This window comes from Flavobacterium sp. UBA7680, from assembly GCF_002482975.1.
Taxonomy (GTDB): Bacteria; Bacteroidota; Bacteroidia; order Flavobacteriales; family Flavobacteriaceae; genus Flavobacterium.
Genome location: NZ_DLHA01000033.1, coordinates 1 through 22,646, shown reverse-complemented (window position 1 = coordinate 22,646; position 22,646 = coordinate 1). Strand labels below are relative to the sequence as shown.

The 22,646-nt window shown below is 33.6% G+C and carries 18 protein-coding genes; 8 read left to right on the top strand and 10 right to left on the bottom strand.

Annotation, left to right across the window (positions count from 1 at the left end; all coding sequences use genetic code 11):
* Positions 1-813: diacylglycerol/lipid kinase family protein (locus B3C18_RS16435; protein ID WP_291148955.1), on the bottom strand; the 813-nt coding region annotated here is incomplete at its 3' end.
* Between the two features lie 66 nt (positions 814-879).
* On the opposite strand from B3C18_RS16435, the gene B3C18_RS16430 reads away from it, so the two are divergent.
* Complete coding sequence (locus tag B3C18_RS16430) at positions 880-1,839, top strand: App1 family protein (protein WP_291148951.1); 960 nt, start codon at positions 880-882, stop codon at positions 1,837-1,839.
* Between the two features lie 622 nt (positions 1,840-2,461).
* Here the strand turns inward: B3C18_RS16430 and B3C18_RS16425 are convergent.
* On the bottom strand, positions 2,462-4,375 hold the full coding sequence (locus tag B3C18_RS16425) for an ABC-F family ATP-binding cassette domain-containing protein (protein ID WP_291148948.1): 1,914 nt from the start codon (positions 4,373-4,375) through the stop codon (positions 2,462-2,464).
* 107 nt (positions 4,376-4,482) lie between these two features.
* Between B3C18_RS16425 and B3C18_RS16420 the strand changes: the two genes are divergently transcribed.
* Entirely contained in the window at positions 4,483-4,866 is a 384-nt protein-coding gene (locus B3C18_RS16420) for a DUF983 domain-containing protein (RefSeq protein WP_291148946.1), read from the top strand.
* On the opposite strand, the gene B3C18_RS16415 is transcribed toward B3C18_RS16420, so the two are convergent.
* The 8 genes from B3C18_RS16415 to topA all read right to left on the bottom strand — a co-directional run bounded on the left by B3C18_RS16415 (position 4,847) and on the right by topA (position 16,016).
* Positions 4,847-5,920 (bottom strand): NAD(P)/FAD-dependent oxidoreductase, encoded by a 1,074-nt coding sequence (locus B3C18_RS16415; RefSeq protein ID WP_291148943.1) that lies wholly within the window; start codon positions 5,918-5,920, stop codon positions 4,847-4,849. The two genes, B3C18_RS16420 and B3C18_RS16415, sit on opposite strands and share 20 nt — an antisense overlap.
* A 76-nt stretch (positions 5,921-5,996) precedes the next feature.
* A complete protein-coding gene (gldN, locus tag B3C18_RS16410; RefSeq protein WP_291148958.1) occupies positions 5,997-6,986 on the bottom strand; it encodes a gliding motility protein GldN in 990 nt (329 codons plus the stop codon).
* 346 nt (positions 6,987-7,332) lie between these two features.
* On the bottom strand, positions 7,333-8,322 hold the full coding sequence (gene gldN, locus B3C18_RS16405; protein ID WP_291148940.1) for a gliding motility protein GldN: 990 nt from the start codon (positions 8,320-8,322) through the stop codon (positions 7,333-7,335).
* Between the two features lie 44 nt (positions 8,323-8,366).
* Positions 8,367-9,908, bottom strand: coding sequence for a gliding motility protein GldM (gene gldM, locus B3C18_RS16400; RefSeq protein WP_291148936.1), 1,542 nt, complete (start codon positions 9,906-9,908; stop codon positions 8,367-8,369).
* 52 nt (positions 9,909-9,960) lie between these two features.
* The gene (gene gldL / locus B3C18_RS16395; RefSeq protein WP_056204976.1) at positions 9,961-10,605 is read right to left on the bottom strand and encodes a gliding motility protein GldL; all 645 of its coding nucleotides are present in this window, start codon (positions 10,603-10,605) and stop codon (positions 9,961-9,963) included.
* Positions 10,606-10,677: 72 nt separating this feature from the next.
* Positions 10,678-12,081 (bottom strand): gliding motility lipoprotein GldK, encoded by a 1,404-nt coding sequence (gene gldK, locus B3C18_RS16390; RefSeq protein WP_291148931.1) that lies wholly within the window; start codon positions 12,079-12,081, stop codon positions 10,678-10,680.
* A gap of 263 nt (positions 12,082-12,344) precedes the next feature.
* Positions 12,345-13,496: a formimidoylglutamase gene (locus B3C18_RS16385; RefSeq protein ID WP_291148928.1), complete on the bottom strand. Its 1,152-nt coding sequence runs from the start codon at positions 13,494-13,496 to the stop codon at positions 12,345-12,347.
* Positions 13,497-13,499: 3 nt separating this feature from the next.
* A complete protein-coding gene (gene topA, locus B3C18_RS16380) occupies positions 13,500-16,016 on the bottom strand; it encodes a type I DNA topoisomerase (protein ID WP_291148893.1) in 2,517 nt (838 codons plus the stop codon).
* Between the two features lie 538 nt (positions 16,017-16,554).
* On the opposite strand from topA, the gene miaB reads away from it, so the two are divergent.
* From miaB to secG, 6 genes are all read left to right on the top strand, one after another.
* Positions 16,555-18,000 carry a tRNA (N6-isopentenyl adenosine(37)-C2)-methylthiotransferase MiaB gene (gene miaB / locus B3C18_RS16375; RefSeq protein ID WP_291148890.1) on the top strand — a complete coding sequence of 482 codons (1,446 nt, stop codon included), beginning with the start codon at positions 16,555-16,557 and terminating at the stop codon, positions 17,998-18,000.
* Positions 18,001-18,089: 89 nt separating this feature from the next.
* Positions 18,090-18,461 carry a GxxExxY protein gene (locus tag B3C18_RS16370; RefSeq protein WP_291148886.1) on the top strand — a complete coding sequence of 124 codons (372 nt, stop codon included), beginning with the start codon at positions 18,090-18,092 and terminating at the stop codon, positions 18,459-18,461.
* Between the two features lie 119 nt (positions 18,462-18,580).
* Positions 18,581-19,840: a sigma-54 interaction domain-containing protein gene (locus B3C18_RS16365; RefSeq protein ID WP_291148883.1), complete on the top strand. Its 1,260-nt coding sequence runs from the start codon at positions 18,581-18,583 to the stop codon at positions 19,838-19,840.
* A gap of 98 nt (positions 19,841-19,938) precedes the next feature.
* Complete coding sequence (locus B3C18_RS16360; protein WP_291148881.1) at positions 19,939-20,445, top strand: LptE family protein; 507 nt, start codon at positions 19,939-19,941, stop codon at positions 20,443-20,445.
* 105 nt (positions 20,446-20,550) lie between these two features.
* Positions 20,551-22,251 carry a tetratricopeptide repeat protein gene (locus B3C18_RS16355; protein ID WP_291148878.1) on the top strand — a complete coding sequence of 567 codons (1,701 nt, stop codon included), beginning with the start codon at positions 20,551-20,553 and terminating at the stop codon, positions 22,249-22,251.
* A gap of 3 nt (positions 22,252-22,254) precedes the next feature.
* Entirely contained in the window at positions 22,255-22,596 is a 342-nt protein-coding gene (gene secG, locus B3C18_RS16350; RefSeq protein WP_065452204.1) for a preprotein translocase subunit SecG, read from the top strand.
* Positions 22,597-22,646: the final 50 nt, after the last annotated feature.

Here is a 22,646-nt window from a genome sequence, read left to right as displayed (position 1 = left end):
CGCTCCGCAATATTCACCATCAATCTGAAAATTAACCGGATAATTTGTTTTGATCGTCGCTTTATCTGTCGAAATAATCACAATATCATCAGAATCGATTGGCATGTTTCCGGTAATGATTTTTCCGAGTAATAATAAATCAAGACTTTTTAGAATAACCAATTCAAATTTCCCGTCGTTCATCGCACCATTTGGATTTATTGTTACACCGGTTCCGTATTTTTTAGAATTGGCGATTACAATCATTCTTGCCGTATGCTCTATTGTTTCCTTATTTGCGGTAATCGTAGCAACAAAAGGATCGTTAGAATCAACAAGGGTATTGTAAGCCTGCAAAGCATATCCCCAAATTCCTCTTAGATTACTTTGTTCATAGTTTTTTACCAAATCAGCATTAAGACCAATGTCGCTTAAATGAATGCTTTTTTTGCCGTTGATGCAAATCATGTCCATTTCGATATAACGGCTTAAAAAGGCAATTTTCAGGTTCTCCTCTATTGTTGTGGGTAAATTAAGATCTACAGATAAACCGTTTGCCGATCCGGCGGGTAAAATACCTATAATGACATCAAACTGTTCGACGGCTTCGGCAACCATTTTTATAGTTCCGTCGCCGCCCGCTACTATAATTCGCTCAGGTTGCAATTGATTATAAAGTGATTGTATTTCTTTCTGGTCTGTTTTGCCTGTAGTTTCATAAACTGTCAGGTCAAAATTATTCGTGGTTGCAAATTCCTGCACAGCCTCGATCAAATCTGATTTATCAAGGTCTCCGGAAATAGGATTTACAACAAATATGATATTCTTTTTCAAAGTTTTATTTTTAAAGTCAATTAAAATAATTAATTTACAGCATCTATCTATAAATATACGCAATTAATGAAACCAATTTTACAATTATATCGGGGTTATGCCAATGAAGAAGAATTAATTGTAATGGGACATGTTTTTAAAAGAACGTATGATTATGATTTTCAGAAGAAAAACTTAAAAAATGCCCGTTCAATTATTAATCAGTTCAGGATAAAAACGCTTGATAATTTTGATATTTATCTAAAATGCGGCCATCAGGAAATTCATACCAAAACGTTAGACGATGGTTATTTTAAATTTTGTATTCCGCTGGAAACTGAAACCAGTTTTGGATGGATGGAATACGAAGTTACGATCAAGGATGAAAATGAAACCATAACTGAAAAAGGCAGTTTTATAAGACCTCATAAAGGGAAACTCGGAATTATATCTGATATCGACGATACTTTTTTGATCTCGCATACTCAGAATTTCTTTAAAAAAATCTACATTCTTTTGTTTAAAAATGTAAATGACCGCAAGGTTTTTACAGATGTTGTACCGCATTATCAGGCTTTGAGTTCTGCAGGACGAAACAATAAAGAAGAGGAAAATGCCTTTTTTTATGTTTCAAGCAGCGAATGGAATTTATATCGCTTTATTGTAAAATTTACCAAAATACACAATCTGCCCAGAGCCGTAATTTTATTAAAGGATATTAAAAGAGGTATCACTGATTTCTTCATGAGCGGACGTGGAAATCACGATCATAAATTCGACAAAATAAAGCACGTTTTAGAGTTTTACCCTAATCTTAAATATGTGTTATTAGGTGATGATTCGCAACATGATCCTGTTTTGTACGAACGAATCTGCAAAATATTTCCTGTAACTGTAAAAGCGGTTTACATCAGGCAAACTGGAAAACACCAAAAAGAAGCGACTAAAAAAATCATGAAAAACTTAGAGAATTTAGAAGTTTCTGTTTGCTATTATAAAAATAGCAGCGAAGCCATTATGCATTCTAAAAGTATTGGGATTATTTAAGGATTGCGTATGTTGGCACGCCGATGATGCGGATTTTAATTGGTTTTCGCAGGTTTTTTATTTCTTTTTATTATTTCTATCTTTTAGAAAGGACTTGTTCGATAGCGGATAAACATTGCAAACTACGCCATTTTTGTCATCTCGACCGAAGGGAGAGATCCCACTAGAAATACCGCATTCCAAATCCCCAATCTTTATAGAGTTTCGTGTGTGATCTCTCCTTCGTCGAGATGACATAGCTTGCGGTTACTGTGTGTACAACGGATTAAAATCCGTTGCTAAAAAATAAATCATTCCTTCGGAATTTTAGAAAGAGTTCTCGAGGAACTAGGGATGACATACTTTACGGAAACGTCTAAACCTGAAACCGAAAACTGCGACTGAAAACTGCAACTCCTAGCCCAGATTGAAGAGGAAAGCCCGGAACTAAAAAAAATAATTTTTCTTGCCAGAAAACAGCGACCAACGGAAGCTCGTTTTATGGCTTAGAAAAATAGTTTTTTTTGCTCCGGACTTGAAACGTAAAGCTGGAAATAGCTCCTAAAAACTAAAAAAAACCTTTGTCAAAGTTCGAAACTTTGACAAAGGCATCTGTAAACTGTGACTGAGACTGAAAACTAAACTAAGCGTTGAAATTATCAATCTCTTCCTGAACAATTTCCCAATCAAGAAGTAATTGGTCCAGGTCTTTTTTCTTTTTGTTGTATGCTGTAAAAAATGAAGCATCTTCGATATGTTTGTCATAATTCGAAGCCAACAATTTATCGTCGTGCTGAATGTCTTTTTCTAATTGTTTGATCTGACTTTCGACTTTACTCAAACGGTTTTGAAGCGCTTTTCCTTTTTTCTGATCTTCGTAAGAAACCTTATTGCTTTCTTTAGGAGCTGCGGCTTTTGCCACATCTTTTTTCTCGACTTCACGCATGTTTTCAAGATTGCGCTGTTCTAAGAAATAGTTGATGTCTCCTAAATATTCTTTGATTTTTTGATCTTTAAATTCGTAAACTATATTCGACATTCCTTGCAGGAAATCTCTATCGTGAGAAACCAATAATAAAGTACCACCAAATTTTTGAAGTGCGGCCTTAAGAACGTTTTTAGATTTAATATCTAAGTGATTCGTAGGCTCATCCATCAACAAAACATTGATTGGCTGCAATAGTAATTTACAAAGTGCCAAACGGTTACGTTCTCCTCCTGAAAGTACTTTTACTTTTTTCTCTACATCGTCGCCACGGAATAAAAACGATCCCAACATATCGCGAACTTTAGAACGGTTGGTGTCTGTTGCAGCATCTTCCATAGTTTGCAACAAGGTGATTTCTCCATCAAGATATTCTGCCTGATTTTGAGCAAAATAACCCAATTGTACGTTGTGTCCTAATTTGATGTTTCCCTGATATTCGAATTCGTTTACTATGGCTTTAATAAAAGTCGATTTTCCTTGTCCGTTTTGACCCACAAAAGCAATTTTGCTTCCGCGTTCTACTAACAAATCGATATCTTTTAAAATCACTTTATCTCCGTAAGCCTTTGTAACATGTTCAGCTTCGACTACAACTTTTCCTGGTTCTTTTGAAACCGGAAACGAAATATTCATTACCGAATTATCATCTTCATCAACTTCGATTCTTTCTACTTTATCTAACTTTTTAATTAACGATTGCGCCATCGAAGCTTTTGATGCTTTTGCACGGAACTTTTCGATTAATTTTTCTGTTTCCTCAATTTTTTTCGCCTGATTCTTTTGAGTTGCTAATTGCTTTTCACGAATTTCATGACGCAATTCTAAATATTGAGAATATGGTTTATTAAAATCGTATGCTTTCCCTAAAGAGATTTCGATTGTACGGTTTGTAACGTTATCTAAGAACATTTTATCGTGCGATACAATTACAACAACTCCGGGATAATTTCGTAGAAAGCTTTCTAACCAAATGATACTTTCGATATCCAAGTGGTTCGTTGGCTCATCCAGAAGTAATACATCATTTGACTGTAGTAATAATTTAGCCAACTCGATACGCATTCTCCAACCTCCTGAAAATGTTTCGGTTTGGTTATTAAAAACTTCTCTTTTGAAACCTAAACCTAAAAGAATTTTCTCTGTATCTCCAACATAATTATAACCTCCAAGAAGGTCAAAACGATGGGTATAATCAGATAAATCTTCAATAATCTGACCGTATTCTTCACTTTCATAATCGGTTCTGGTAACCAATTGATGATTGATTTCTTCTAATTTTTTTTCTACAATTTTAATTTCGGTAAAAGCTTCATAAGCTTCTTCTAATACGGTTCTTCCACGTTCAAAATCAATATCCTGACGTAAAAATCCCATTTTAATATCTTTCTCCTGAGAGATAACTCCTGAATCCGGAGCAAAATCTCTTGCTAACATTTTAAGCATTGTCGATTTACCTGCTCCGTTTTTACCAACAAGACCTACGCGGTCGCCGGCGCCTAAACGAAAAGTAACTTCTTCAAATAAATATGTTCCTCCAAAAGAAACCGAAAGATTGTGTATATTAAGCATTAAATTGTTGTTTAACGTTTAAAGTTTCCTATTTTGATACCATAAACAGAGAATGAAAATTGTAAATTTGCGTTACCCAGATAAATGGTAATGTAAATTTTTTGCAAATGTTAAAAAAAGGATCCAAACTAAATAGTATTTTAACAGGAAGTTGTCCAAAATGCCAAAAAGAGAGCATGTATTCAGACAAAAATCCGCTTCATTTGACTAAAGTTCTAAAAATGAACGACAATTGCAGTCATTGTGGTTTAAAATATCAAATTGAACCTTCGTTTTTTTATGGTGCAATGTATGTAAGTTACGGATTAAATGTTGCTGTGGGAATTGCTGCCTTTATTGTTTCGTTTGTATTTTTCAAGGCAAGTATAGGAGAATCTTTTGTTGCAATAGTTATTACACTGATTGTTTTGTTTCCGTTTGTTTTACGACTTTCCCGAAATCTGTATATCAATATGTTTGTTTCTTACGATCCTAAGGCCGGTCAGGAATAAGAGATTTTAAATATCTTTTATGAAATCGCTTGATATCTGCTTCGCGGTCTATAGGAGTTCCTTTTTCAATATGATAGTATAATGTCTGTGCCATTGCCGGGCCAAGCATTACTCCACGCGTTCCTAATCCGTTAAGAACGTGGATTGATTTATATACTTCATGGGTTCCAACGAGAGGTCTTCTATCTGCAACTGTTGGGCGAACGCCTCCAAAATGTTTGATAATTTCAAAATCGCAGGTTATGATCTCTTTTATACGATTTAAAAGTTCTTGCTTTCCTTCTTCTGTAGGAGTGTCTGTTTTATCATGCCAATTATAAGTGGCGCCTACTTTAAACAAATCATCTCCCAGTGGTAAAATAAAAACACTCGTATTTACGATTACATCCAAATTTAAATTCGGTGCTTTTATGATAAACAGTTCTCCTTTTGTACCGTCTAAAGGCAGATAATTAAAAAATGGATTTTTAAGAAGTCCAAATCCTTCTGCAAAAATGATATGCTTTGCCTGAATATTTTTGTATTGAATTCCCGATTCTAAAAATTCAATATAACTACAATTAAAAGATTCTTCAAGAAATAAATTATTCGCAATTAAATATTCTTTGTAAGTATCTACCAATAAAGCTGTATTAACATAACCTGTATGCAAAACTTCTCCATAATCGTATGGTGAATCAATACTGTTATACTTTTTGGAAATTAATTTGGTAGATAAAAAAGGAGCTAAGTTTATTTTGTCTGAAGCTGCAAACCAGTTATTTTGCTCTTCAATAGAGAAAAACTTTCTTAAAACGGGCATTTTAAAATTAAATTTCTCCTTCAGTTTGTCTTCTATCTGATTATAGAAATCGTTCATTAAATCAAGTTGTTCCTGAGCATTCCAAACTTCACTAAAACGCTTTAAGATAACCGGATTGTATAAACCGCCTGCAACTCGGGATGAGTGTTGAGATTTATTATCGAGAACTAATATGGTTTTATTGTTTTTAAGGGCAACTTCTGCAAAAGAAATACCAGCCAACCCAGAACCGACGATTAAATAATCAAGCATTGTGAATGTATAGATAAAATAAAAAAACTCTTACTGCAAAGGTAGTAAGAGTTTTTCTTATAATTGGTTTAGATATTTAGTAGTTCCACATATCTTCTTCGAAGTTACGAATCTTCTCTTTTACTCTTTCTGATTCTAACAGCTGATTTTGTGCGTTATCTTTCATGTAATCCTTAATCTCTCGATCTCCATACATATTCTCTTCTTTGTAAATAAGGGCATTAAAACGTCTTGAATTGAGTATTTGATCAAATGAAATTGGAAGCGCGGAATTACTGTCGTTAAAAGCTTTTGCTTCATGAAGCACTGTTCGTGCATTGGGGAAGAAAACCCAGAATAATTCAATATAGTCTTTTTCGTCACTATTCATTGTATAAACGTCTGGCGTTACAGGACAAATTCCAAGTAAACGATATTTCAATTCACTTTGACGTTTGTCAAAATACCAATATCCTTTTACTTTATATTGTGAAACATCTGCAGCGGTAAGATCTTGTCTTAAAATATATTCAGCAGGAACTGTTCTAGTTGGTCCTATAGTTTGGTCAACATAATTTACCACTTTCTTTTTACCAGTACCTGTTACTACTTTTTTCTTTACAACACGTGTTTTAAAATCATCAGGATATTGATTTATAAGTTCACGACCAGCATCTGTTGTATCAACACGAGTTAATGAACCTTCTATATCTTTCATAGATTTTTTGGTGTTGAAATAACTATCTGTATAAACTTCAGTTATTTTTCCTTGCCTGATTCCTTTAGTCAAAACATCATAAAGCGAACGTCTGTCAGAACCAATATTGACTGTATCTACAGGAAAATACAAAGGAAAGTTGATTTTTTCATTTAAATCAATAATTTCCCAAGTAGTTTTTGCCATTAAAACATCACGATCATCTACATAGCCATAAGCTAAAGGCTTATCATTATCTGAGATAAGCTGCGCAGGTGTTTTAAGCCCAATTTGGTCTGCTGTTTTAGCATTCAGTAAATTAGATTGAGCATTAGAAATAATACCGCCAGCGATAAAAACAATAACTATTAAAAAACTTTTCACTTTCATCATAATATTTTTTATAATAAACCTAAACGCAGTTTGATGAGTAATATTGTTATTTTTCTTACAATAATATCAATTTGTAGAAATTATAACTACAAATTTAAAAATTAAATTTAATTAACGTTTAGCTAACATACAATAAATAATTCACAAAACACTGTAAATATGAGTATTACAAACCAAAATCATGGCTTTTGTAATATCTTTCTCTACTATTCTATTTTTTGAAAAATCTATAGCTCAATAAAATTTTATATAAGAAAGTATTAAAAAAGTGTTGAGATCTGATCAAAAAAAAACTCTTACTACGTTAGCAGTAAGAGTTTCTCTTATTATTTAATTTTAGAACTTAGTAGTTCCACATATCTTGTTCGAAGTTACGAATCTTCTCTTTTACTCTTTCAGATTCTAATAACTGATTTTGAGCGTTATCTTTCATGTATTCTTTGATCTCACGATCTTGGTACAAGTTTTCTTCTTTATAGACAATCGCATTAAAACGTCTTGAATTCAAAATCTGATCGAAAGAAATTGGAAGAGCTGAATTACTATCGTTGAAAGCTTTTGCATCATGAAGCACCGCTCTCGCATTTGGGAAGAAAACCCAGAATAATTCGATATAATCCTTTTCGTCACTATTCATAGTATAAACGTCTGGAGTTACAGGACAAATTCCAAGTAAACGATATTTTAATTCACTTTGACGTTTATCAAAATACCAGTATCCTTTAATTTTATACTGAGTAACATCTGCAGCAGTAAGATCTTGCTTTAAGATATATTCAGCAGGAACTGTTCTTGTTGGTCCAACCGTTTCGTCTACATAAGTAACAACTTTCTTTTTACCAGTACCAGTAACTACTTTTTTCTTAACAACACGTGCTTTATAGTCATCTGGGTATTGGTTGATAAGTTCTCTACCAGCATCTGTTGTGTCAATACGAGATAAAGCACCTTCGATGTCTTTCATAGATTTTTTAGTATTGAAATAACTATCAGAATAAACCTCAGTTATTTTGCCTTTTCTAACGGCTTTCGTCAAAACATCATATAATGAACGTCTATCAGAACCAATATTAGCAGTATCTACTGGAAAATACATAGGGAAGTTGATCTTTTCATTTAAGTCAATAATCTCCCAAGTTGTTTTACCCATCAAGATATCTCTATCATCAACATAACCGTAAGCTAAAGGCTTATCATTATCAGAGATAAGTTGCGCAGGAGTTTTAAGCCCAATTTGGGCAGGCGTTTTTGCATTAAGCAAATTTGATTGCGCATTAGAAGCAAAACCTCCAGCGATTAGAACAATAGCTATTAAAAAATTTCTTACTTTCATCGTGGTATTATTATAAGATATTGACTGAAGATTTCAGTACTTAATTATTGTATTTCATAAATTACCGGAGCAGTTCTTGGTAATAAATAACTACCAGCTCCAACAAGTTTAGTTTTAATTTCAGAAATAGTAACTTGATCTCCTTTACCTGCTCTTGAAAGTACTTGCTTACATTGTGCATTTAATCTATTACCAGTAACAACAACTGTAGGCTGTCCAGCAATTTTCATGTTAAATCCAACAACATCTAAACCAACTTCAAAATCAAAATCAAGTAATTTAGCACCAATAGTAGCAATTTCTAAGTTAGATCTAGGTCCTTTAACAACACCCATCTCACCTCTAATTGTTCCTGTTGGTCCAGGAATACCTTTAATTCTGAATGATTTCTTATCAGTAACTTTATCTCCGTTTGGTAATGTTCCTGTTACAGAAATTGTAGCTTCTGTTCCTGAACCTGGGCTCATGTTATATTTACCTGGTTTACCAGCTGAAGATAATCCTGGAGCGCTAGCAGAAATTTTGTTAGCATCAACTCCTGCAAATGATACAGAGATTGGGTTAACAACTCCTCTATACACTACATTCATTTTATCAGCAGAAATCGTAGCTGAGTTTGGTCTTGGAACTACAACGTAAGTTCCTTTAAATTTTAATGGAATGTTTTTACCGTCTTCTAAGAAAGTAAATTGACCATTAATGTTTTGTTCACCTACACCACCAGCAGTTAAAGAGATAACAGCTTGTCCGTTAACAATTTGTCCAGGACCTTGGAATGAAGTTGGTTTTGTGTTTTCGTCATAACGACCTAAAACTACTTTACCTGTAACTTTTTCTCCTTGGAAATAAGCATTTTTATCTAAAACTACAATTGCTTGGTAGTTGCTATAAGAAGCAGCAGCAACTGCAGCTTTTCCTAAAGCACTGTTGTAAACATCAGTTTCTGCTTTTTTAACGTCATTTTGCCAAGCTGAAAGTTTAGCAGCAGATGCGATTGCAGGGAAACCTTTAAAGTGGTAAGCTAAGTATTTTTCTTTTATACCTTCTTTGTTTTTTACTTCAGAAACATCAAATTTCTTATCAACTTCTGCAATAATGTTAGCATACTTTTTATCTGTTCCTAAAGCAGCTTTTAAATCTGCTTTATACTTTTCGATTTTAGCGATGATTTCATTACCTTTTTTAGTGTAACCGTCTCCTGTAAACCAGTCGTCGATGTTATCACCTCTATCCATAGCTTCGTATGGTAGTTTTCCAGTTTCTTTTTCAACCTCAAATCCTTTGATAGACTGAGCTTTTAAAGTACCGATATAATCGTAAAATTCTTTTGAGATTGTTTCAACTTTGTGAGCAGTTTCTGCTGCAGTGATGAATTCTCCTTTTGCTTCAGCAGCCTTTTGATCTAAAGATTGTAGTAAGCCTTCGTTTGTTGTAACTGAAGTAGTGTTTGCAGCTTCAAATTTTTCATTCATCAAACCAAAAGCAGAAATTACTTCTTTTGATACGTTCATTGCTAACATCGCGATGAAAACCAGATACATCAGGTTAATCATCTTCTGTCTAGGGGTTAATTTTCCTCCTGCCATTTTTTTCTAATTAGTTCTTATTAATAATTTTAATATAATAGTTAAAAACTAATTATCCTTTGTTACTCATTGCAGAAAGCATACCACCATAAACACTATTTAAAGAAGCAATGTTTGCAGTCATAGACGCCATTTGTTCTTTTAATTTAGATGCGTTATCAGCGATTTCTTTATTAGCTTCAGCATTTCTTGCTGCACTTTCTAATTGTACTTTGTATAAACTGTTTAATGATTCCATTTGAGCAGCAGCAACAGATAATTCTTCAGAATATTTCTTTTGTCCTGCAATAGAGTCAACTGTTGGAGAAATTGCTTTAGCAGCTCCTTCGAAGTTTTTGATGCTGTTTCCTAAGCTTGCCATTAACTCACCGTCAACTTTAGCTTCTTTCAACATTGCATCTAATTTTTGAGATAATAATCCTTGGGCATCAGTTGTTTCAGGTTTATCCGCTTTTTTTCTAGCTTGTCCGTTAGCTAATTCTGGGTAAACAAGAGTCCAATCTAACTCGTCTTCAACTGGTTCAAAAGCAGATAACGCGAAGATTAACGCCTCAGTTAATAAACCAACTGAAAGCATAACTGTTCCTGTTAATGGTCCAATTTCAAAGTGAGTAATTTTGAATAATGCTCCAACGATTACTACTGCCGCTCCCATACCATAAGCGAAATTCATTGCTTTTTTACTTAATAATGCCATAATAATTTTTTTTTAGGTTTTAATTTTAAAATAGATTCGATTTGGTTATTGTATTGATTGAATTATAAATTACTATTTCTTTTTACCAGTTCCGTTTCCAGTTACTTGAGTTCCCATGTAATCTTGTACAGTTCTGAAACCGATATAACTTCTTGCAGAATCAGCATATTCGTGATCACGAGTACTTACTTGTAGGAAGTAAGCAACGTCTTTCCAAGATCCTCCACGAACCACTTTTCTTTGGTTCTTTCCGTCAATTACGTTAGGGTTCATTGTAGAAACATACTCGTATGCGTTTGGATTGTAAGCTGAATCTGTCCACTCTGAAACGTTTCCTGCCATGTTATATAATCCGTATCCGTTTTGTTCGTAAGATTTTGCTTCAACAGTATATAAAGCTTCATCGGCAGCATAATCTCCTCTGTTAGGCTTAAAGTTTGCCATGAAACATCCTCTGTCACTCTTAGTGTAAGGACCTCCCCAAGGATAAGTACCAGATTCCAGACCACCTCTTGCAGCATACTCCCATTCTGCTTCTGTTGGAAGTCTGAATGCGTTAACTAGGTCACGTCCTTTTTTCTTAGATTTAATGTAGCTGTTTTTGTTTAAAGTTCTCCAAGCACAGAATGCTTTAGCTTGTTTCCAAGTTACACCTACTACTGGATAATCTCCATAAGCTTTATGCCAGAAATAATCATTATGCATTGGCTCATTATATGAATATGCGAAATCTTTAATCCAAACTGTAGTATCTGGGTAAACACTAACTTGCTCAGTTTTAACGAAGTCTTTTCTTTTTCCAACTTTAGCTTTTGCAGCAGCCTGAATATCCATCCAAGAATAACGGAATTTCAATTTATTTACGTCAATTGTTCTTAAACCATTGTATGATTCTTCAATTGGTAAATACATAGAATCCATTACTTCAGCATAATACTCATCTGGGTAAGCTTTAGTATCTCTAATTAACTTAACTTTTTTGTTTAATTTTCTACCAGCATACGGATCATCTTTTGTCCCTACACTATAGTAGTTATCATACATATATTTATCGTAAGCTGTCATTTTATCCGGCTCAGAATCATTAAATGCATAATCAGATATACTTCCTCCTTTAGCACCTTTACCACCAGTACTTTTTTGACCAGTTTCATCAGCCAAAATAGCAAGACGCACTCTCATTGTAGAATCTTTTACCCATTCTACGAATTGACGGTACTCACTGTTAGTAATCTCAGTTTCGTCCATATAAAATGACCTAACTGTTACTGTTTTAGTCGGAGCATCTTCTACGTTAGCTAAATCAGCATCTGATTTACCCATGATAAAAGATCCACCCGGAACTAATGTCATTCCATAAGGCTTCTCGGGATGCCATTTCCCTCCTGTAACACCAACTAATTCACCTTTGTCACCTGACTTACCACAGCCGATTACTAGTGTTAACATTGCTGCAAATGCAATAAACTTCTTCATATAAATTTGGGATTATCTATTCATTATTAAAAGTCCGTAAACGTATTTATTATTTATCTAAAAAACAATACTACTTGCGAAATTTATTTTACCGTTCAAAAATAATGTTAAATAAAATAAAAAAAAAATATTTCATCGACAAACTGATTAAAAAAATCGACGTAAAACGTTAAATTTTATAATATATAAACCTTATCTTACTAAATTTTTTAACTATATTTTGAAAAACTTGAAAAAATTAAGATTTTCATTAAAATTTTCTTCTACAAAGCGTTTTTTCGCTGTGCTTTCCACCATCTTTCTGGCAATTCTTGATTACAAGCGCTCAAATATTCTTCATAAGAACACGGTAATAACGTATTTCTTTTTAGTTTATTGCTGCCGTTTGTTTCAAATGGAATCTCGATCCACCAACGCTCTGTTTTATCACTTTTATAAAAAACCAATTCTTCCTCTTCTAAAGGAACAATATATTTTAAATAATTTGTTCTGCTTCCAAATGGGTATTCCTTTGAACGATAATGATATCCTTCAATAAAATACCAAACAATCTGAGCAATAATAGGCGCTTCTGCAGCTGTACTATTATGATTAAATACTCCAAAAGAAGACACTTTATCGCTAATCCCGGCATATCTTGCCAAAGAACAAATCTCTTTTCCGTTGAAACCATTTGGCTCAAATGTAATAGTATTTCCTGAAGCTGAAGACTTTACCGAATTTAAATCGATACTAACTAAATCAGCATCTCTAAAAACAGGCTCTGCCAGCGCTATTTTGTTTGAGATTTCACCTAAACGGTAAGCATCAAAAAACAATTTTTCAATTAAATCAATTTCTTCCTGCGAATTATAGTACGTTTGATATCCTATATTACAGTAATTGAACAGATTATTAGGCTCATCAATTATGATTTTTGTTAAGTATGAATTAGCCGAAACTGTTTCATCTTCTTTCCCAAAATCAAATCTGTTATCTACGGCAACCATATTTACCATTTGCTCTAAATCATCGTATGCGCGATATAAAGCGTATGTCAAATCCTGCGAACCTCCTAGAACTATAGGAATGACTTTATTTTTAATTAATGCAGAAGTTACCTTTTTAACTGCAAAATAAGTATCCTCTACAGAATCTCCAGCAAGGATATCTCCTAAATCAGCAATTGAAGTGTCCCAATTTCCAGGAAACATTCCATATAGCTTTTTACGAACTGTAGTAAGATTAACTTCATTAACCATGTTAATATTGCGTCGGTCTTCTAAAACACCAACAATTGCAATGTTAATTTTACTAATATCCGGAAATTGATCCTGAGTATGTAAAACAATTTTACTTCCCAGTTCTTGTGAAGACAATGAACTAATGAATTTTAAAATTCCATCATTTAAAGGCTCTAGAAAATCAAATTCCATTCTTTATTTCTTTTTTGCTGCTGTTTTTTTTGCTGGTGCTTTTTTTGCTGCTGTCGTTTTCTTTGCAGCGGTCTTTTTAGCCGGTGCTTTTTTCTCGATCATTTCCTGAACTTCGGCCAATGTTAACTTTGTTGCATCAACATCTTTGCTCAACTCAATTTTGATTTTACCTTTAGTAATAACCGAGCGTCCCCAGCGCGCTTTTTCAACCAAAATTCCTTCGTCTTCCCAATTGTGAAGAACTTTATCTATGTTTTTTTGTAATTTATCTTCAATTAATTCCTCAACATCAGCCTGTGATAAATTATCAAAATTGTATTTTTTACTAACATTTACAAAAAGACCATTCCATTTAATGAAAGGACCAAAACGTCCCACTCCTTTTTGAACAGCTTCTCCTTTGTAAACAGCAATTGGAGCATCGGCAACAGCTTTTTCGTCAATTAATTCCTGTGCTCTTTCTTTAGTAACATTCAAAGGATCTTCCCCTCTAGGCAATGAAATAAACACACTTCCGTGACGAACATAAGGACCATAACGACCGTTGCTAACTTCTACTTCTTCTCCTTTATAATCTCCTAAAGTTTTAGGAAGTAAGAATAAATTCAAAGCTTCTTCAAGGGTAATATTTCCAATGTTTTGATCTGCCATTAAGCTGGCAAACTTTTTATCTTCGTCGTCTGCTTCTCCAATTTGAGCCATTGGTCCAAATTTTCCTAAACGAACAGAAACCTGTCTTCCGTCAGCATCTTTACCCAGAATTCTTTCACCGCTTTCACGTTCAGCATTTGCCTCAACTTCTTTTACATTTGGGTGAAATTTATTGTAAAAATCCTGCATCATGATTGCCCAGTCAATATTTCCTTCGGCAATTTCATCAAAATCCTGTTCTACTTTTGCAGTAAAATTATAATCTAAAATATTTCCGAAGTTCTTAACTAAGAAATCTGTTACAATAGTTCCAATATCTGTTGGAACTAATTTTCCTTTATCTGAACCTGTATTTTCTTTTAAAACCTTCTCTCCTACTTTACTATTTTGCAAAGTAAGCTGCGTATATTTACGTTCCTGACCTTCAAGCGTCCCTTTTTCAACATAATTTCTGTTGATAATTGTAGAAATTGTTGGTGCATAAGTAGACGGACGCCCGATTCCAAGTTCCTCTAATTTTTTTACTAAAGATGCTTCAGTATATCTTGAAGGCGGTCTTGAATATCGTTCTGTAGCTGTAATATAATTGTTAGCCAGTTTTTCGTTTACTTTTAATGCAGGAAGCATTCCTTCTTGTTCTTCTTCGTCATCATCGTGACCTTCAAGGTATACTTTTAAGAAACCTTCAAAAAGTAAAACTTCTCCCGAAGCTGCAAAAATTTCGCTGTGATTATCAGCTTCAATTTTCACATTTGTTCTTTCTAATTGTGCATCGCTCATTTGCGAAGCTAATGTTCTTTTCCAGATCAAATCATACAAACGAGCCTGATCACGATCAATATTTACAGTATGACGTGACATATCAGTAGGACGAATTGCTTCGTGCGCTTCTTGTGCACCTTTACTTTTTGTTGCAAAAGTTCTCGGTTTTGAAAACTCTTTTCCGTAAGATTTTATAATTTCTGCCTCAGCCGCGTCCATTGCATCTTTTGAAAGATTCACCGAGTCAGTTCTCATATAAGTAATAAGTCCGGCTTCGTACAAACGCTGTGCTAACTGCATTGTGATTCCAACTGGCAAATACAATTTTCTTGCTGCTTCCTGTTGAAGCGTAGAAGTTGTAAAAGGTGCTGTTGGCGATTTTTTGGTAGGTTTAGTTTCTAAATCAGCTACCTTATATTTAGAACCGATGTTTTGATTTAAGAAATCTTCGGCTTCTTTTTTAGTATTGAAATTTTTTGGAAGTTTTGCTTTAAAAGCTTTTCCTGCTTCGTTTACAAATTCGGCAACAATTGAATAGGTTGCAACAGCATTGAAACTTTGAATTTCGCGTTCTCTCTCCACAATCAAACGTACAGAAACAGACTGTACACGACCAGCAGAAAGTCCGCCTTTGATTTTTCTCCATAAAACCGGAGATAATTCGTAACCTACTAAACGATCCAAAACACGACGTGCCTGTTGTGCGTTTACTAAATTATAATCAATTTCTCTTGGATTCTCGATTGCTTTAAGAATCGCAGATTTGGTAATTTCATGAAAAACAATTCGCTTTGTTTTTTTTGTATCCAGTTTCAGTTCTTCCGCCAAGTGCCATGAAATAGCTTCTCCTTCGCGGTCCTCATCACTTGCTAACCAAACCATTTCGGCATTTTTAGATAGTGTCTTAAGTTTACTTACCAAAGCTTTTTTATCCGGAGAAACTTCATATTTAGGTTTAAAACCATTCTCTACATCTACCCCTATTTCCTTTGATGGTAAGTCGGCTATGTGACCATAACTTGACTCCACCTGAAAATCGCTCCCAAGAAATTTCTCGATCGTTTTCGCCTTTGCAGGTGATTCCACTATTACTAAATTCTTTGCCATTGCTCTTATTTTCTGCAACAAAAGTATTTATTTTTTTTAAATATTAACCTCGCGATTGAATTTTTGAGGTATTTTGATATTATGAAACTTAAAATTGCAGATTTATCTGTAATATTCTGTAATATATATATAGGTATAACTTTTACAGGATTATGACCGTCAAATTCTTTTATTTTAGATTGCTGGTTTTAGATTTTAGATTCCGGAATTATTTATTACAACTTCTATCAATATAAAATCTAAGCGCTAAAACTAAAAATTTAACCGCAAAGTTCACAAAGGTTTACGCAAAGTTCGCAAAGATTTAATGTAAGCTGAAAATTCAGTGCAAAGTCCGCAAAGCTTTGTCAATCATTTTAATCTTTTAATCTGTGGCTATTTAAATATTTTAAATTTTTAGAATGTAGATTTTAGATTCCAAAAAAATTCATAAAAGCATAAATAATCTAAAATCTCAACTCTAAAATCTAAAATTTCTTTTCTGCCATCTTGTCATATTGACTGTATTTACGCTATCTTTGCACTTTGAAATTTTACAATGGAAAAGATTATTGAAGAAAGTAAACAAGGCGAAAGTCTTGTTTTAGAAAATAAACCTGAGAATACTAAAAAACTATTTATAGAAAGTTACGGTTGTGCGATGAATTTTTCGGACAGTGAAGTCGTAGCTTCCATTTTATCTGAAGGCGGATACAATACCACTTCGGTTTTAGAAGAAGCTGATTTGGTTTTGGTTAATACTTGCTCTATACGTGATAAAGCAGAACAAACTATTCGAAAACGTCTTGAAAAATACAATGCGGTAAAACGTACGAATCCGAAAATGAAAGTAGGCGTTTTGGGCTGTATGGCAGAGCGTTTGAAAAGCCAGTTTTTGGAAGAAGAAAAAATAGTGGATCTTGTTGTTGGCCCTGATGCTTACAAAGATCTTCCGAATTTATTGGCGGAAGTTGAAGAAGGCCGCGACGCGATTAATGTAATTTTATCAAAAGAAGAAACTTACGGAGATATTTCACCGGTTCGTTTGATGAGTAACGGAATTACTGCTTTGGTTTCAATCACTCGTGGCTGCGATAATATGTGTACGTTTTGTGTTGTGCCTTTTACACGCGGACGTGAGCGCAGTCGTGAACCTCAAAGTATTATGACCGAAATTCAGGATTTATGGAATAAAGGTTTTAAGGAAATTACACTTTTAGGTCAAAATGTTGACAGTTACCTTTGGTACGGCGGCGGTTTGAAAAAGGATTTCGTAAACGCCTCAGATATGCAAAAAGCGACTGCAGTTGATTTTGATCAATTATTAGAAATGGTTGCTGTTGGATTTCCTAAAATGCGTATTAGATTTTCGACTTCAAATCCGCAGGATATGCACGAAAGCATTCTGCATGTTATTGCAAAATATCCTAATATTTGTAAACACATTCACTTACCGGTTCAATCTGGAAGTAACCGAATTTTAAAAGAAATGAATCGTCTGCACTCTCGTGAAGAATATATGACTTTGATTGACAAAATCAGATCGATTGTTCCAGATGCTTCGATTTCGCAGGATATGATTGCCGGCTTCCCAACCGAAACGGAGCAAGATCACCAAGATACGATGAGTTTGATGGAATATGTGAAATATAATTTCGGTTATATGTATTCGTATTCTGAACGCCCAGGAACTTTGGCCGGACGAAAAATGAAAGATGATGTTGAAGAAGAAACTAAAGCAAGAAGATTACAGGAAATTGTTGATTTACAGCAAAAACACGCTTGGTTTAGAAGTGAGGAATTTGTTGGAAAAACAGTTGAAGTTTTAGTAGAAAAAGTTTCTAAAAAATCAAAAGAAGAATTTTCTGGAAGAAACTCTCAAAGTATTACAGTTGTGTTCCCAAAAGAAAATTATAAAATTGGAGATTTCGTAAACGTAAAAATTACAAGTTGCACTAGTGGAACTTTAAAAGGTGAAGCTGTAGGTTTGAGCAGCATGAATTAATTTTTTTTGCCACAGATTAAAAGGATTAGAATGATTTTTTTTATATTAATTTTCTTACTTTTAAAATTTGTGATTAAAAATTAATATTTATGCAACATTATAAAGAAGGGGAAACCTATAAGATTATTGGCATTTGTATGGAAGTACACCGAAATCTTGGACCCGGCTTATTAGAAGTAGTTTATAAAGACGCTTTAGAATTAGAATTTAAAGAAAATAACATTCCTTTTGAAAGAGAAAAGGAATATTCGATTGAATACAAGGGTAAAATTTTACCTCATAAATTTTATGCTGATTTCATTATTAATGAAGATATTGTTTTAGAGGTAAAAGCTATAAAAGAATTTTCAAATGAGCATATTGCTCAGATCTTGAATTACATAAAATTATCAGATTCAGAAGTAGGGTTGCTTGTAAATTTTCAAACAAAATCTCTTCAATATAAAAGATATATTTTATAATTTAGAATAATCTGTGTTAATCACTTTAATCTGTGGCAAAAATAAAATATAAGCCAAAGTTTTAAGTTTCGAACATAACCTGAAACCTGAAACAAACAAAAACTTGAAACAAACAACAAATGGAAACAGTTCAAGCAATAAAACAACGATTTGAGATTATTGGTAATGATCCAAAATTAAATCGTGCCATAGAAAAAGCCATTCAGGTTGCTCCAACTGATATTTCGGTTATGGTAACTGGGGAAAGTGGTGTTGGTAAAGAAAACATTCCTAGAATTATACATTCGCTTTCACACAGAAAGCATGGTAAATATATTGCTGTAAACTGCGGAGCGATTCCGGAGGGAACTATTGACAGTGAACTTTTTGGACACGAAAAAGGTGCTTTTACAGGCGCTACAAGTACACGTGAAGGTTATTTTGAAGTGGCCGACGGTGGAACTATCTTTCTTGATGAAGTTGGTGAATTGCCATTAACAACTCAGGTTAGATTACTGCGTGTTCTTGAAAACGGTGAATTTATAAAAGTAGGTTCATCTCAGGTTCAAAAAACCAATGTTCGTATTGTAGCGGCAACAAACGTAAATTTGTTTAATGCAATCGAAAAAGGAAAATTCCGTGAAGATTTGTATTATCGTTTAACAACAGTCGAAATTACATTGCCGCCTTTACGTGAGCGAAATGACGATATTCATTTATTGTTCAGAAAATTTGTGGCCGATTTTGCGCACAAATACAAAATGCCACCGTTAAAATTAGATGACGATGCGGTAAATATACTTCAAAAATTTAGATGGAACGGAAACATCCGTCAGCTTCGAAATGTGGCAGAACAGATTTCAGTTTTAGAAACCAATCGCGATATTTCGGCTTCAACTTTATCCTCTTATCTTCCGTCAGAAGGAAGCAATCTACCGTCTGTAATAAACGATACGAAAAAAGACAGCGATTTTAGTACCGAAAGAGACATTCTGTACAAAGTGCTTTTTGATATGAAAAGCGACTTAAACGACTTGAAAAAACTGACTTTGGAATTGATGAAAAACGGAACTTCAAAAATGCAGGATATTAATCCGAATTTGATTCAGAAGATATACGGATCGCAGGAAAACGACAGCGAAATTGATTTTGAAGAAGAACCAAGAACAGCGGTTATGACGCCAAACACTCGCGAGGAAAACTATCAGCAGATTCCGGATGATAATTATTTATTTGCCGAAACTATAGAGGAAGAAGAAATTCTGCGTTTAGAGCAAAAAGAAATCGAAATGATCAAAAAATCATTAGAAAAAAACAAAGGAAAACGAAAAGCTGCTGCAGATGAATTAGGAATTTCTGAGAGAACTTTGTACCGAAAAATTAAACAATTCGACTTGTAATTTCCTGTAAAGAAGTTAAAACTCAAAAATGTTTTAAACGAATTGAATATCTTTGACCCAAACGTTAGCAAATTGGCAGAGTAATCTTATAAAATAAAATGAAACACTTAAAATATCTTCTAATTCTTTTAATTGCGACAACTTTTAGCGGTTGTGGATTTTACAATTTTACTGGTTCAACGGGACAAATTGATGCTAAAACTTTTCAGGTTAACTTTTTCCATAACAATGCTGATTTGATAGAACCTGGAATTGATAGAGATTTTACACTTGCATTACAGGATTTGATTATGAATCAAACCAATTTAAACTTGGTTAGTAATGGAGGGGATTTGATATATGAAGGAGAAATTGTAGATTACAGAATTACTCCAATGACAGCAACTGCTGATCAGGGAGCGGCACAAAACCGTTTAACAATACGTATTAATGTAAGGTTTACCAATAAAAAGAAAGAAACTGACGATTTTGAAAAACCTTTTGAGTTTTACTATGATTTTGAAGGAAGAGATCTTCCAACAGGATCTACTTTAAATACAGCCATTAAAACGATTTACGAAAGAATCACGCAGGATATCTTTAATGAATCATTGGCAAAATGGTAAAAATGTTTATTTGTGGAATCGGTTAATCGTTTAATCGATTTTTACAGCAATTAAACAAATAAACGGTTAAACGAATAAACACAAAAAACGATTAAACAATAAAAAATGAACGTTACTGATTATACATACTTAATGAACAAACCTGATGCTATTACAGAAAATCAGGCAGAAGCATTAGGAAGTGTTTTGAATGAATTTCCATATTTTCAAAGTGCCAGAGCGCTTCGATTAAAAGGACTTTACAAACAAAACAGTTTTAAGTATAATTATGCATTAAAAGTAACGGCGGCACATACAGCAGATCGTTCGGTTTTGTTTGATTTTATAACTTCTGAAACTTTTACTTCTATTCAGAATGATTTTTACGATCAAAAACTAAAAGAACTTTTAGAAATAAAAGTATTCGACAGTGAAGTTGTTACTTTTGAACCTGTTGTAAAAATTCCAGAAATTCGAATTGATCCAATCGAGCAATCTATTCTAAAATCGATTAAAGAAGCTACAACTGTTGTTTTTGAAGAACCTTCTAAAATTGAACAAAAACCAGCTGAAGTAATTATTGAAGAATCACCTTTAGCCCAAACAGAAGAAATTGAATCTAATACTTTTGAAGAACCTGTAAAAGTTCAGGAACAAACAATTGAACATATTGCAGAACCATCAATAGTAATTCCAACGGAAGAAGAAATACTTAGCACTTTTAAAGAAGTAACTGATGAAACAACTGAAGATTTAGTTACCGAGAAACCAATTGCTATTATTAATGAAGAAGAAATATTCAACTCTTTTAAAGAAGTAACTGAAGTTGAAGAAAAAACAATTGAACCAGAACTTATAGAAGAACCGGTCTCAGCCATTGAAAAAGAAAAAGCAGAGAGTTCTTTTAATGAAGTAGAAATAGAAAATATAACTGTTGAAGCAATTGTTAATGAATCTGTACTTACTCCAAGCGAAGAAGAAATATTGGACACTTTTAAAGAAGTAACCGAAACAGAAGAAGAAACAATTGAAGCAGAAGCAGAAGAAACTATCGTAACTCCAAGCGAAGAAGAAATACTAAATACCTTTAAGGAAGTACCAGAAGTTGAAGAAAAAACAGCTGATATTATTATCGAAAAACCTGTTACAAAAATAACTTTCTTTGATGAAGTCGTAGAAGATGATGAAATTGAGGAAGTTCATGTTGATCCAATCGAGGAATCTATAATCGTTTCTATTAAAGAAGCATCAACTGTAACTTTTGAAGAGCCAATAATTGCTGAAGAACCAAAAGCCGAAGCAGAACTGCTAGAATTTGAAGTTCCGGAAATTGAAGTTTCTGAATCTGTAAAAGAAGCAGAGGAGAATTTAGAAATAGGTAAACCTATAGATTTTGTACGTGAAAAACATTCTTTTCAGGAATGGCTGCAATTAGCTAGAGCAGAACCTATTGACAGAAGTTCAGATGCTCCAAAAGATGCAGAAACCGATGAAAAAAAAACAACTGAAGTGACTGAAATAGTTTCTGTTGAGGAAGAAAAGAAGAAAAAAGCAGAAATAATTGATCGTTTTATTGAAACAAACCCAAAAATTTCTCCAATAAAACCAACAATGGCCACTCCTCCTATTTCTTTTAATATTAATGAAGAGGAGAATTCATACCTAATGACAGAGACTTTGGCCCGTGTTTATTTGGAACAAAAAAAATATACAAAGGCCATACAAGCATATGAAATATTAATTTTGAAATATCCAGAAAAAATTAGTTTCTTTGCAGACCGTATTTCGGATATAAAGATTTTACAACAAAATAACAATAATAATTAAGCAATGAGCACATTTTCAATTTTTTTAGTTTTAATCACAATAGTTTGTTTTCTATTGATCGTAGTAATCATGGTTCAAAACCCTAAAGGAGGCGGATTATCGTCTACAATTAGCGGAACTCAAATGTTAGGTGGAGTACAAAAAACGACTGACTTTTTAGATAAAAGTACCTGGACATTAGCTACTATTTTGATTGCTCTAATCTTGCTTTCAAGTTTAAGTTTTACAGGATCATTAAGTGATACTGACTCTAAAATTATTGACAAATCTGAAGTTCCTGCTGCTAGCACACCTGCTGCTCCAGCTCAACAAACACCTGCTCCGGCAACTCCTGCAGCAAAATAATAATTTTGAAATAAATATAAAATGCCAGCCTGTCAAAGCTGGCATTTTTT

What these genes read in the sequence shown, in the direction of transcription:
- B3C18_RS16425 (WP_291148948.1), bottom strand. Translation starts at nt 4,375, where the DNA reads ATGCTTAATATACACAATCTTTCGGTTTCTTTTGGAGGAACATATTTA.
- B3C18_RS16365 (WP_291148883.1), top strand. Translation starts at nt 18,581, where the DNA reads ATGGAAACAGTTCAAGCAATAAAACAACGATTTGAGATTATTGGTAAT.
- B3C18_RS16430 (WP_291148951.1), top strand. Translation starts at nt 880, where the DNA reads ATGAAACCAATTTTACAATTATATCGGGGTTATGCCAATGAAGAAGAA.
- B3C18_RS16355 (WP_291148878.1), top strand. Translation starts at nt 20,551, where the DNA reads ATGAACGTTACTGATTATACATACTTAATGAACAAACCTGATGCTATT.
- B3C18_RS16360 (WP_291148881.1), top strand. Translation starts at nt 19,939, where the DNA reads ATGAAACACTTAAAATATCTTCTAATTCTTTTAATTGCGACAACTTTT.
- gldL (WP_056204976.1), bottom strand. Translation starts at nt 10,605, where the DNA reads ATGGCATTATTAAGTAAAAAAGCAATGAATTTCGCTTATGGTATGGGA.
- gldK (WP_291148931.1), bottom strand. Translation starts at nt 12,081, where the DNA reads ATGAAGAAGTTTATTGCATTTGCAGCAATGTTAACACTAGTAATCGGC.
- B3C18_RS16420 (WP_291148946.1), top strand. Translation starts at nt 4,483, where the DNA reads ATGTTAAAAAAAGGATCCAAACTAAATAGTATTTTAACAGGAAGTTGT.
- secG (WP_065452204.1), top strand. Translation starts at nt 22,255, where the DNA reads ATGAGCACATTTTCAATTTTTTTAGTTTTAATCACAATAGTTTGTTTT.
- B3C18_RS16385 (WP_291148928.1), bottom strand. Translation starts at nt 13,496, where the DNA reads ATGGAATTTGATTTTCTAGAGCCTTTAAATGATGGAATTTTAAAATTC.
- gldN (WP_291148958.1), bottom strand. Translation starts at nt 6,986, where the DNA reads ATGAAAGTGAAAAGTTTTTTAATAGTTATTGTTTTTATCGCTGGCGGT.
- miaB (WP_291148890.1), top strand. Translation starts at nt 16,555, where the DNA reads ATGGAAAAGATTATTGAAGAAAGTAAACAAGGCGAAAGTCTTGTTTTA.
- B3C18_RS16370 (WP_291148886.1), top strand. Translation starts at nt 18,090, where the DNA reads ATGCAACATTATAAAGAAGGGGAAACCTATAAGATTATTGGCATTTGT.
- topA (WP_291148893.1), bottom strand. Translation starts at nt 16,016, where the DNA reads ATGGCAAAGAATTTAGTAATAGTGGAATCACCTGCAAAGGCGAAAACG.
- B3C18_RS16415 (WP_291148943.1), bottom strand. Translation starts at nt 5,920, where the DNA reads ATGCTTGATTATTTAATCGTCGGTTCTGGGTTGGCTGGTATTTCTTTT.
- gldM (WP_291148936.1), bottom strand. Translation starts at nt 9,908, where the DNA reads ATGGCAGGAGGAAAATTAACCCCTAGACAGAAGATGATTAACCTGATG.
- gldN (WP_291148940.1), bottom strand. Translation starts at nt 8,322, where the DNA reads ATGAAAGTAAGAAATTTTTTAATAGCTATTGTTCTAATCGCTGGAGGT.